The organism is Photorhabdus sp. S10-54 (assembly GCF_963878145.1).
In the GTDB taxonomy this organism is placed as follows: Bacteria; Pseudomonadota; Gammaproteobacteria; order Enterobacterales; family Enterobacteriaceae; genus Photorhabdus; species Photorhabdus kayaii.
The window spans coordinates 35,914-48,601 of the sequence record NZ_CAWNXG010000020.1 but is presented as its reverse complement, the minus strand read 5'-3'; the positions used below and the strand labels follow the sequence as shown (position 1 = coordinate 48,601).

The window sequence follows — 12,688 nt, the reverse complement described above, 5'->3', positions numbered from 1 at the left end:
ATGTATTTAGTGAATGGTAAGGTTATCTCTGACTTGGAGCCCGCTAGCGTATTGGCGGAACTTAAAGGTAATTTGGCTGAGACGCTGGCTTGTCCCCCAAGTGTACAACAGGTATTGGCGTGTGCTGAGCGCTTCGTTGATGATCTCGATACTGTTGCTGTTAAGCTTGCGCTGGATACAGCCACTATCACCGCGTTACGTCACTTCTGTCATCGCGATTCTTTAGAGGCAAAGTTGCGGCACGAACTGGGAGAACAACCCTTTTCTCTGCGTCGCTTTGACTATACACAACCCCGTTTTGAAACTTGGCAACCGTTGGGATTGGTGGTGCATATTACGCCAGCCAACGCGCCTTTGCTGCCATTTATGGCAGTGTTAGAGAGCTTGCTAGTGGGTAATGTCAACTGGTTACGTCCTAGTAGCAGTGACCACGGCCTTAATGCGCAGATACTGGCTGAATTCCTACGTCATGACCTGAGCGGCACGTTGGCACCTTATATATCCGTGTTGCCTTTGCCGTCTGATCAATTATCAGAATTACTGGCCTGTGCTGATGCAGTATCAGCCTGGGGCAGTAATAGCGCCCTGACCGCTATCCGTAGCCAACTACGGCCCGGTTGCCGTTGGATAGATTGGGGACATCGTATCAGTTTTGCTTATTTGGAGCCGATGGCTGCCAGTGATGCTGATTACGATGCATTGGCTGATGATGTTTGCCGTTTTGACCAACAAGCGTGTTCCAGCCCACAGTGTTTGTTGGTAGATAGCGCTGACGAGAACGTTTTACGGGAAGTCGTTGGTGCTGTGGCTGCCGCACTGGCACGACGTGCGCCAATGTGGCCAGCCTTACAGACAGACATACAGGAAGCGGCGGAAATCAGCAGTCAGATGGCATTCTTACAGTTAGATCACACTTTTGCTGACCTGTGTGGCTCGATAGAAAAGGGCAATGGTTGGCGAGTAGCTTGGATACAGCGTCAAGAGCTTGCGCCATCACCTTTGTACCGTACTTTGCAAGTCCGTCCGGCGCCACGTGCACAATTGGTTGAGGTTTTGTTGCCGTGGCGCGCCTATTTGCAAAGTTGTGCTTTGATCGCGAGAGAAAAAGAGTTGCCGATGCTGAGTCGCCAGTTGTTGGCCGCCGGTGTTAGCCGGATATGTCAGGCAGGTACGATGCATGATGGCTATGAGGGTGAACCTCATGATGGTGTTTATGCATTGACTCGGCTGGCGCGACGTGTCTCCGTTAGTTTGAAACCTGAACAACTGCCAGGCCATGTCACGTTGGATAAATGGTCGGCCAATCCGCCGGAACTGGCAGGGATTCCAGTGATGGATAAAGCAAAGTTTCAGAGCGGCGGTATGACGGCAAAAGCACAGGTGTTTTTCCGTAGCGGTGGCAGTAGTGGTGAGCCAAAGTTGGCGGGTTTCAGCCATCGAGATTATCACAGTCAAATGCAGGCTGCGGCAGATGGTTTGTTCGCAGCGGGTCTGGACCCATCCCAAGACCGGGTAATGAATTTGTTTTATGGCAGTAACTTATATGGCGGTCTGATGAGTTTCTTCACTGTGCTGGATAAATTATCTGTGCCGCATTACCCGATGGGGGGGCCAATAAACGATGATTTTAGCCAAATCAGGCACTTTATTGTCACTCAGGGAATCAATACGCTGGCGGGAATGTCAAGCACTATCCACCGATTGTTTGAATGTGAAGAGGCTGCGTTGCGCGCCTATGGTGGGATACGCAAAATTTTTACCGGTGGTGAGCATATTGGTGAAGAGCGACGTCGGTTTCTGTCCAGTTTTGGTGTACAGATAATTCAATCGGCGATTTACGGTTCCGTGGATGCCGGTCCGTTAGGCCATGCTTGTGCTTGTTGCCAAGAAGGGGAGTTCCATCTGTTATCTGATATTCAATGGCTGGAAATCTTGGCTCTTGATAGTGATCAGCCTGTTCCGACAGGGGAAAGCGGTCGACTGGTGTTTACCCCTCTGGCACGGGAAGGGCAGGTGGTCCAGCGTTATGATATAGGTGACTTAGGTTATTGGCTCCCTGGTCTCTGCGCCTGCGGATTACCAACGCCGCGGTTTAAACTGGAAGGCCGTCATGGTGCGTTATTACGGGTAGGTTCTATTTTTCTGAACCCAACAGAATTATCTGCCGGGCTACCGTTTCCGGTGCAGTGGCTGGTAGGGAACAACTCCAGTGGTTGTGATTATGTCCATATATTAGCCGACGGAGATGTTGATCAGGTACGTGTGCATCTGCTGCAACATAAGATGATGAACCAGGTTGTTAGTGGTGGCTTACTTCAATTGGAAGTTATCCCTACACCTGCTGGACAGTTCCATCGTCACCCGCAAAGTGGCAAAACGCCGCTGGTGCTGGATAGCCGATTCTGAGACCAATAATATTTCTTTTTGGGAAAATCATGACATTATCACTACACGATCTGGTTGAATACGCCCGCAATCATGCGCCTTTTTTTAAAAATCTTTATCGTGATCTGCCGCGATCTGGTTGGGCGCTAACTGATCTGCCATTGATCAATCCTGCTGACTATTGGCAGCAATCGCAATCGCTGGAAAACTGGCCGGTGTTAACCGGCCCTGTTAACGGTGGTCATGTGTTTAAAACCGGCGGCTCTACCAGTGATGGTCGGATGTCGGTGTTCAGTTGTAGCGAATGGCGTGCTTTTGTACGCGCATTTGGTCAAGGGCTTGCACAGCAATTACAGCCTGGTGACCGTGTTGCTAATCTGTTTGTGGCTGGTGATTTGTATACCAGTTTATTATTTATTCACGGCGCCTTGTCCTATTCGCCGGTGCCGGTGGTGGAATATCCGTTTACCTGGTCAGTTGATGATCGGGCACTGGCCGATGCGATTGTCAGCTTGGGGATTAATGTTCTGGCCGGGGTGACGGTGCAACTATTACGTTTTGCCAGTACCTTGCAGCAGTGCGGTCAGTCTATGCCCGGCATTGATCGTCTGTTGTACGGCGGTGAAAGCCTGTTTCCAGAGCAATTGACACTGTTGAGTCACGTATTTCCTAATGCGCGTATTGGTTCAGTTGGTTGCGCCAGCGTTGATGCGGGTCTCATTGGGGCGGCGTCTCCCGATTGCTATTACGGCGAACATCGGGTTTTTGATACGGAAACCATTGTTGAAATCATTGACGAAGCCAGTGGTCAGCCGATTACGGCGCCTGGCCAAAATGGCCTATTGGTTGTGACCAACTTGCAACGGAGTCTGATGCCGGTTATCCGCTATCCTACTGGTGACATGGCCTGTTGGTGTGAAGCGTCAGACCAGCCGCGCCGCAAATTCGCTTTGCAGGGGCGAGCGGGTAGCGCTCACCGAGTTCGGGTGTGCTCACTGTCCATTTTTCCTGACCATATTGCGCGTTTACTGCAACAGCAAGAGGGCATACTGGCTTGGCAGTTATTGCTGAGCCGTCAGGGCGGCATAGATAAGATAGAACTCTTGTTAGCTGGCGATTCATCACTGGCGCCATCTACAACATCAGTACATCAGACATTGTTGGCGGCGCAACCCGCTATAGCAGAGTTATGTGATCAGGGATTACTGCATATGGAGGTCACTTACTGCGCTTTGGAAAATATGGTCACTCATCCACGCTCCGGTAAGCTGATGCGGGTAGTTGATCATCGTGGTTATGGTGCTGAAGAGAAGGCAGCGTGAGCATGAATCCAGAAATACCATTAATTAGATTATTTCGGGAAGAGGATTCTACCGGTGTTAGTGCGTTATTTCGGGTTGTTTACGGCGAAGATTATGTCTACCCGGAAGTCTATTTACCCACCATGCTTGGCCGCTATAACGCGGCAAAACGGTGGTATTCCGCCGTTGCGGTACAAAATGGACAAGTGTTGGGGCATGCGGCGCTGTGGCGGGATGAACGCTGCTCATTAAGCGCTGAACTGGCGTTGATTGCGGTACATCCACAGGCGCGTGGGCAGGGTATTGCTACCGCTCTTGGGCGATATTTGTGTGATCAGGCCAAAGAAATAGGGTTAAGCATACTCACGATTAAGCAAGTGTCGTCACATAACTACAGTCAGCGTCTGGCCCAAAATCTGGGGTTTCACACTACGGGATTGTTACCGGACTATGTAACATCACCATTTGATCAGGCGCGACCGGAAAGCATCGTACTGGGTTGTTTACCTTTACAAAGTTGGCCGTTTCCAGAGTTACATTGGCCTTCCGGTTGGCAAAGGTGGTTGACATCGGTGACCCAAGTGTTTGGTCAAGAGCCTCTGCAACCAGAGGCGTTGGCTGGTGCAGATATCCGTATAACCAATCATGGACGTCGGTTGGAAGTGTGGATAGAAAAGCAGACAACCGAGCGGGTAAAAGAGGTAGCAGAGTTACCGGCACACAAACTGGTTTATGTGAAACTGCCGGTAGGAGAAGGAACTCTTCAGGCAATAGAAATTTTGCAGCAGGCGGGATTTGCCTGTACAGGATTTGTGCCTGGTCATCATCACCATTGGGAAGCTTTACTGGTTCGTGGACATAGCAGGAAAGAGTTAGCCTTAAATTGTCAGTTTGCTCGCAGTTTGCACCAACAAAGCATGTTTGCTTGTGCAAGCGCATAGCCTTTCTGTGATTATCAGAGGTAATCTGGTAAAGCCCATCAAAGCTTGAATAGTTTTGCAGATGATTGACAAAGTGTTGGTCTTTTGGTCAGCACTTTGAACGGATATTCAATTTATTCGTGATTCTCATAATTGTTAATTAATTGTGTAAAGTTGTTGTAATTCATGGTGAATTGCGGGCGTTAATCCACCACATTTATCTAAATTTCAGAATATTCCTATATATTTTTAATTAAAATTCATTGCACTATTGAACGCTTATTAATCTATAAGTGGCAATAACATGATGATGATTTCAATTAGAGCCACTCTTCATAAGGTGAATCAATGGAGAAGTGAATAGATGGCAATAGGATATTTCCTGCTCGTTGGTGATAAAACAACTTGCGGCGGTCAGATTATTACCGGTGACCACACCATGACATTCAATGGGCGAGCATATAGTGATGCAGAGTTTCTCCTCGCCGACAAAGGAAACGGGTAGTATTCAGCCAAAGCCGCCTGTAACGCCGACACCTCCGCCGCCGATACCGGTATTTACGAAGTCCTGCCAGCGGGGTAAAGGGTGTACCGATGCTGGAACTGAACCTGAACCGGCAGATAATTTTGGCAGAATGGCGATATATCAGGTGCCGTCATCTCCTACTCCAGTCACGGCGCAAGAGCCTGAACCACCTCCGCAGGACAAGAAACACCCGCCAGAACCGGATAAGCCGCAGGATAAAAAATAACCGTGGTATAAGCGGTGGTTTCGTAGTGGGAAAGATAATGCCGAAGCGGCTGCTACCGCTGTGGCCGCCACTGCCCGTAGCGCGGTAGCAGATGGCGAGACACTGGTGATGCGTTACATTGGTGGTGGCGCTATCAGTGCTGGACGCTGGCTGGCGGCACCGAATCCGGTAACGGTTGGGTTAATGGGGCTGTTTTATTCACCGTCTTTAAATCAGGGGGAAGAGGATTACTTAGATCCGTATCGCCTGAGACAGATAGCGGAACAGTACGGTAAAGCACCAACTCGTGTACGTTTTCGCTGGATCAGAGATGAAAAAAGCGGCAGGATGACGGTTCAGGGCTATCACGTCAGCCCGGAAGGCGGCCTGGATAAAGTGCCGGTTCGCATGATGACGCTGAATCGGACCACCGGTAATTACGAGTTCTGGGAGCCGGGAGAAACCCGGCCGACAATTTTATGGACGCCGAACGAGCAGGAGTTTCAGGTTCCAGCGCATACCGGGAATGAAGAACAGCCGTTTATTCCGTCGCAAATAACCGTGTTGCCGATCCCGGATTAAAGTAGGCAGCGATATTGAATCGTTGCCGATGCCGGAAGAGAAGGATTTCCGCGATTATATTCTGGTATTCCCCATTCCGAATATGCCGCCGGTGTATGTGTATTTGAGTAAACCGCCGGTGAAATTGTTTGAAGTGGATTTGTATAGAAATTTTGCGGGCAGGCTAAGAAATGGAACACATGCGGATCATATGCCTTCGGCTGCGGCTGTTAAGGCTTATTTGAAAAGATTAAATCCGAGGCTTACTGAAGGTCAGTTAGCAGATATGCAAAAGATGTTGCGGCTATTATCATCCCAGCGGAAATTCATCAGAAGTTCAGTGCAACTTATGGGGGGCGAAATAACCCGTCTCAAATAGAACAGGATGCAAAGGATCTAAGAATCGCAGTAGATCGTGATTTTAATACAATAAAGCCGGTGTTGAAGGACTATGGTGCAACAGAGGAGCAGCTTGAAAAAGCCAGATCGAAGATGCATAAACTAAATCAAAAACGGGGGTTGTATAAATAATGACTGTCAACGTTGAAGCCCTAATTAATAGTTTGGGGAAAACTTATCAGGAAATTTTTGATGAAGGATTAATTCCTTATAAAACTAAGCCATCAGGTTTCTCTGGTGATGAAGTGGTATGTCTGGATATGGTAAGAGAGGGAGTTTTTCTGGCGTTTTATCGCGAGGGAAAGCGTTTAAAAGAAATTACATTGACTCTATTTGATGAAAAGAAACCCTTATATCAATTTCCGAATGAGTTACCATCTCCTTTAGTGTCTCAAATGTCACGACAGTGGGTTCATGAGCAGTTTGGGGAGCCTGAAAAATCACAGCCTCCAGAGGTAGTAATGAAGCGTCAATTTGGATGGGCTGATTTATACACTGTTTTGGATTTTCGCATACCAACCAGTATGCAGGTTGATTACGATCTGCTGGAACAAGTGAAATCAATTGCATTCTTACCCACATCAGAAGTCCGTTGGTAATCAATAATATATGGGAGGTTATTTTTGAAAACCAATTCATTTGCGAGCAGCTTGGAAAGTTAAGTCTCAGATGAATTGGCTGAATCAAGAGCTGAGGTGATATAAATAATGACTATCAACGTTGAAGTCCTAATTAATAGTTTAGGTAAAACTTATCAGGAAATTTTTGATGAAGGGCTAATTCCTTATAAGACAAAACCGACAGGTTTTCCCGGAGATTCTGATATATCTCTTGATATGGTTAAAGAAGGGATTTTCTTATCATTTTTGCGGGAAAATAAAATACTTACTGAGATAACGTTGACTTTAATTGATCACAAACGACCTAATTTTATATTTCCTAATGAATTGCCTTCCCCTTTGATACTGCTGATGTCTAGGCAATGGATTCATGAACATTTTGGTGAGCCAGAAAAATCACTTCCGCCAAGGAAAAGGTTAACTAGAGAGATTGGCTGGACTGAGTTATATACCTTATTGGATTTTCGTATTCCAACTAGCATGCAAGTTGATTACGATTTGCTGGAGCGGGTCAGATTGGTGACTTTTTTACCCACATCAGAAGTCCGTTGGTAATCAACAATAGATGGACGGTTATCTTCGAAAGCCAATTTATTTTCGAACAGTTTGAAATATTAAATCTTAGATGAATTGGCTAAATCAAGAGCTGAGGTTATATAAATAATGACTATCAACGTTGAAGCCCTAATTAATAGTTTGGGGAAAACTTATCAGAAAATTTTTGATGAAGGATTAATCCTTTATAAAACCAAACCCGCTCTGTCTTTACTGATTTATGTTAACACATAACTCCCTTTAAAGGGGTTTATGTGTGTAGATATAATTGCTACAATATACATCTATACACAAAACTCCCTTTAAAGGGGGTTTAATGTGGAGATGGAGAGTTGGATAAGGTCACTGCAATTAAAACATTAGACGAATTAGGTAAGATGGGTAAAAACATCTTTCTTTTGCGGGACTTGGAAGTCATTTTTGCTGATGAAACGTTACGAACATTGAAGAAATCCATCGACCGTCTTATCAAAGCGGGGTTATTGGTGCGCATCACCAAAGGGATTTATGCAAATGCTCGCATGAGCTTGGGAGCGTATCCGTTGGAAAGTATCGCAATCAATATCAGGCGTGGAGAATATAACTACATCAGCCTTGAGTCTGCGCTGTCCCAGTATGGAGTTATCTCGCAAATCCCTATTGATAGACTCACGATCATGTCAACAGGCAGATCAGGGGAGTTTGAGACTCCCTGGGGGGTCATTGAGATTACGCACACGAACAGGAGGCCAAGCGAAATTCTGAAAGGAACGCTGGAAAGCCGGGGGCCGATGCGTATCGCTAAAAAAGAAACAGCTCTTCGTGATTTAAGGCGAGTAGGCAGAAACACACATCTGATCCAACAGGAGGAATTGGAATATGCCTGATAAAGCTGATTTTAATATTATTGTCGATGAAATCGTTACTCAGGATGGGCTTGCCAACATCAGGCCCGTGGTTGAGAAAGAACTGCTGCACTATGACATTTTATATTGCTTGGCTAAAGATGGTTTACTGAAGACCTTGACTTTTCAGGGGGAAACGTCGCTAAGGCTATGCTATGGCTCTAACCGGTTCAGTGAGGATTTAGACTTTGCTGGTGGCCGAAACTTTTGTTCGGCAGACTTGAACAGGATTAAAGAGAGCGTCGAAAAGTATCTGGGGGAACGTTACGGTCTTGAGGTTACGGTAAAGGAGCCGAACGAACTCAGAAAAGAACCTGAGTATGCCGATGTGAAAATCGATAAATGGCAAGTTTCCGTCACTACAGCACCAGAGCGGAAGGATTTGCCAAAACAGCGTATCAAGATTGAGATTGCAAACATTCCGGCGTATACCAAGAATCCGCGCCCATTAACACGCAATTACTCTGTTTTACCTGATGGCTACTCAGAAACAATCGTATCGGTGGAAGAGTTAACTGAGATCATGGCTGATAAGCTGGTTTCATTCCCCGCAACAACCAAACATATTCGTCATCGTGACATGTGGGATTTGGTCTGGTTGAAACAGCAGGGGGTTGCCCCTGATGTCAGCCTGATCGAACGCAAGCTGTCGGATTATCATTTAACTGAATTTGCTGATTTGCTCCAGGCACGACTGGACTCTATTCAAGCGCTCATCGCCTCAGGCACATTCCAGGAAGAAATGAAACGCTTTATCCCTGCGCCAGTTTACAGCAGGACTATAGGGAAGGCTGATTTCATGCGCTACCTCGAAAACACACTGAAAGAACTACTCATTACAGTGCAAAAAGGGTTGTATGCAGAGGAAAACAACGACATTCCTTTTAAGATGTAAGGATTTTAGACATAAAAAAAGCCAGTTACAGCTCTGGCTGAGCCTGTAATTTGATTTATTCACTTCTCATTACCTTTCAATAGAATATTTTGTTTAGAAAAATAATAAAAACACATCAAGAATATTCATCACATTGATATAAAAGACTATTCTCCTGCTATTATCTCAGTCATGTATTAATATTCCAGCACACTGGTATTACCTTATTAAAAGTGAGTTCTTACAAACTATTATTAATGATTTTGTAAATTAATCATAAATATAAGTAAATATTTACTCTAAATAATTATATAAAGGTAAAGTTATTTTATTGTCTGTATTTTATTTTTTAATGTAAGCAAGTTTTGTGATTTATTATATTTTTCCTCACACATCATCACTGTGTATAGCGCCTTTAGAAGGCAGGAGGACCTGATGTTCTAAAGGCACATGTTTGATCTGGTCCCTCTCTTATACATAACGATGGTGATTATTTTTTTGCGCGAAAAAACCTGTTTCTCATGATAAACCTCAATTCAGGAGTCCGTATGAATCAACTCGCCAGTCCCCTGATTTCCCGCACCGAAGAGATCCACAACTTACCCGGTAAATTGACCGGCCTTGGTTATACCTCAGTGTTTGATGTGGTACGTATGCCGCGTGAGCGTTTTATTCGTGAGCATCGTGCTGATCTAGGGCGCAGTGCTGAAAAAATGTATGACCTGGCAGTGGGCTATGCTCATCAGGTGTTACATCATTTTCGCCGTAATTCTCTTAGTGAAGCTGTTCAGTTTAGCTTGAGAAGTCCGTTCTCTGTATCAGGCCCGGATTACGCCAATCAGTTTCTGGATGCAAACACGGGCTGGAAAGATAAAGCACCGAGTGGTTCGCCGGAAGCGAATGATGCGCCGGTAGCTTATCTGACTCATATTTATCAATTGGCCCTTGAACAGGAAAAGAGTGGCGCCAGTGCCATTATGAATACGCTGGTGGAGCGCCGACCCGATATCGGGGCTTTGTTAATTAATGATAAAGCGATCAATGAGGTTGTACCGCAATTACAATTGGTTAATGAAATTCTGTCCAAAGCCATTCAGAAGAAACTGAGCTTGGCTGATTTGGAAGCGGTAAATGCCAAACTCTCCACCACCCGTTACCCGAATAATCTGCCGTATCATTATGGTCATCAGCAGATTCAGACAGCTCAGTCGGTATTGGGTACCACGTTGCAAGATATCACCTTGCCACAGACGTTGGATCTGCCGCAAAACTTCTGGGCAACAGCAAAAGGAAAATTGAGCGATACGACTGCCAGTGCTTTGACCCGACTGCAAATCATGGCGAGTCAGCTTTCGCCGGAACAACAGAAAATCATTACAGAAACCGTTGGTCAGGATTTCTATCAGCTAAATTATGGTGACAGTTCGCTTACGAAGAACAGTTTCAGCGATATGACTATACTGACTGGCCGAACAAGTTTGACTGTACCCCAGGTAGAACTGATGTTGTGTTCAACTGTCGGGGGTTCTACGGTGGTTAAGTCTGATAATGTGAGTTCTAGTGACACGACAGCGACGCCATTTGCTTACGGTGCCCGCTTTATTCATGCCGGCAAACCAGAGGCGATTACCCTGAGTCGCAGTGGCGCGGAGGCGCATTTTGCTCTGACGGTTAACAATCTAACCGATGACAAGTTGGACCGTATCAACCGCATCGTGCGCCTACAAAAATGGCTGAATCTGCCCTATGAAGATATTGACCTGTTGGTGACTTCTGCTATGGATGCGGAAGCGGGAAATAGTGCGCTGTTGATGAACGACAATACGCTGCGTGTGTTGGGAGTGTTCAAACATTATCAGGCGAAATACGGTGTTAGCGCCAAACAATTTGCTGGTTGGCTGCGTGTGGTGACCCCGTTTGCCATTACACCGGCAACTCCGTTCTTAGATCAGGTGTTTAACTCCGTCGGCGCCTTTGATACGCCGTTTGTAATAGATAATCAGGATTTTGTCTATACATTGACCACCGGGGGAGATGGGGCGCGTGTTAAGCATATTAGCACTGCACTGGGCCTTAATCATCGTCAGTTCCTGTTATTGGCGGATAATATTGCTCGCCAGCAGGGAAATGTCACGCAAAGCACGCTCAACTGTAATCTGTTTGTGGTGTCGGCGTTCTACCGTCTGGCTAATCTGGCGCGTACATTGGGGATAGATCCAGAGGCTTTCTGTGCCTTGGCTGATCGATTAGATGCAGGTACAGACATCGTCTGGCAGCAATTGGCAGGAAAACCCATCATCACTGCACCGCAAAAAGATTCCCCATTGGTGGCGGATATTCTGAGTTTGCTGCAAGCGCTAAGTGCGATCGCTCAATGGCAACAACAGCACGATTTACCCGTTGAAACCTTACTTTTACTGTTGAGCAACAACTCTACCTTCACTGCTCAGGGCACTGACGATCAATTGAATTTTATCCGTCAGGTGTGGCAGAACCTGAGCAGTACGTTTGTGGATGCCTCGTTGTTATCCCGCAGTGGTGCGCCATTAGTTGATACCAATGGTCAGGCTATTGACTGGTTTGCTCTGCTCTTGGCAGGTAATAGCCCGCTTATTGATAAGGTTGGTCTGGTGACCGATGCAGGTCTGGAAAGTGTTATAGCAACTGTGGTCAATGCACAAAGTTTGTCTGATGCAGATAAAAAGCTGGCAATCACCACTCTGAAAAATACGTTGAATCAAGCACAGCGAACTCAGCAAGGCGTGGCCGTCAGTCTGTTGGCGCAGACTCTGAATGTGAGTCAATCATTGCCCGCATTGTTGCTGCGTTGGAGTGGAAAAACTGTCTATCAGTGGTTGAGTGCGACTTGGGCATTGAAAGATATCGTTAAAACCGCCGCCGATATTCCCGCTGACTATCTGCGTCAATTACGTGAAGTGGTACGCCGCTCCTTGTTAACCCAGCAATTCACGTTGAGTCCTGCAATGGTGCAAACCTTGTTGGACTATCCAGCCTGGTTTGGTGCTTCCGCAGAAACAGTGACCGATATTAGTTTGTGGATGCTCTATACCCTGAGCCGTTATAGCGATTTATTGCTCCAAGTGGGTAAAGCTGGTGGTACCGAAGATGATGTACTGGCCTACCTGCGCACGGCTAATGCTACCACGCAGTTTAGCCAAGCTGATGCTGCACAAACGTTAGCAACTCTGTTGGGTTGGGAGGCTAACGAACTGCAAGCCGCTTGGGCGGTATTAGGCGGGATTGCTAAAACCACTCCGCAACTGGATACGCTTCTGCGTCTGCAACAGGCACAGAACCAGACGGGTCTTGGTGTTACACAGCAACAGCAAGGCTATCTTCTGAGTCGTGGCAGTGATTATACCCTTTGGCAAAGCACCGGTCAGGCGCTGGTAGCTGGTGTATTCCATGTCAAGGGTAGTAACTGAGTACGTTCACTA

At 46.5% G+C, this 12,688-nt stretch carries 8 protein-coding genes and 2 pseudogenes; all 10 read left to right on the top strand.

Going from position 1 to position 12,688, the window contains the following annotated elements; genetic code table 11:
- The 10 genes and pseudogenes from AACQ83_RS12765 (at window position 1) to tccA (ending at window position 12,676) form a co-directional block, all read left to right on the top strand.
- Window positions 1-2,406 carry an acyl-CoA reductase gene (locus AACQ83_RS12765; RefSeq protein WP_112878029.1) on the top strand — a complete coding sequence of 802 codons (2,406 nt, stop codon included), beginning with the start codon at window positions 1-3 and terminating at the stop codon, window positions 2,404-2,406.
- 29 nt (window positions 2,407-2,435) lie between these two features.
- On the top strand, window positions 2,436-3,707 hold the full coding sequence (locus AACQ83_RS12760) for a phenylacetate--CoA ligase family protein (RefSeq protein ID WP_112878028.1): 1,272 nt from the start codon (window positions 2,436-2,438) through the stop codon (window positions 3,705-3,707).
- Window positions 3,708-3,709: 2 nt separating this feature from the next.
- Window positions 3,710-4,627: a GNAT family N-acetyltransferase gene (locus tag AACQ83_RS12755; RefSeq protein ID WP_240000788.1), complete on the top strand. Its 918-nt coding sequence runs from the start codon at window positions 3,710-3,712 to the stop codon at window positions 4,625-4,627.
- Window positions 4,628-4,970: 343 nt separating this feature from the next.
- Window positions 4,971-6,429, top strand: a pseudogene (locus AACQ83_RS12750) (S-type pyocin domain-containing protein).
- Complete coding sequence (locus AACQ83_RS12745; protein ID WP_112878026.1) at window positions 6,429-6,896, top strand: DUF6392 family protein; 468 nt, start codon at window positions 6,429-6,431, stop codon at window positions 6,894-6,896. Before AACQ83_RS12750 ends, AACQ83_RS12745 begins: the two are co-directional and overlap by 1 nt.
- 108 nt (window positions 6,897-7,004) lie before the next feature.
- Window positions 7,005-7,472: a DUF6392 family protein gene (locus tag AACQ83_RS12740; RefSeq protein WP_112878025.1), complete on the top strand. Its 468-nt coding sequence runs from the start codon at window positions 7,005-7,007 to the stop codon at window positions 7,470-7,472.
- Window positions 7,473-7,580: 108 nt separating this feature from the next.
- Window positions 7,581-7,673, top strand: a pseudogene (locus AACQ83_RS12735) (DUF6392 family protein); the annotation flags it as partial.
- Window positions 7,674-7,804: 131 nt separating this feature from the next.
- Window positions 7,805-8,338, top strand: coding sequence for a type IV toxin-antitoxin system AbiEi family antitoxin (gene abiEi / locus AACQ83_RS12730; protein ID WP_112878024.1), 534 nt, complete (start codon window positions 7,805-7,807; stop codon window positions 8,336-8,338).
- Window positions 8,331-9,251, top strand: coding sequence for a nucleotidyl transferase AbiEii/AbiGii toxin family protein (locus AACQ83_RS12725; protein ID WP_112878023.1), 921 nt, complete (start codon window positions 8,331-8,333; stop codon window positions 9,249-9,251). Before abiEi ends, AACQ83_RS12725 begins: the two co-directional genes overlap by 8 nt.
- Before the next feature lie 527 nt (window positions 9,252-9,778).
- A complete protein-coding gene (gene tccA / locus AACQ83_RS12720; RefSeq protein WP_158537773.1) occupies window positions 9,779-12,676 on the top strand; it encodes an insecticidal toxin complex protein TccA in 2,898 nt (965 codons plus the stop codon).
- Window positions 12,677-12,688 lie beyond the last annotated feature (12 nt).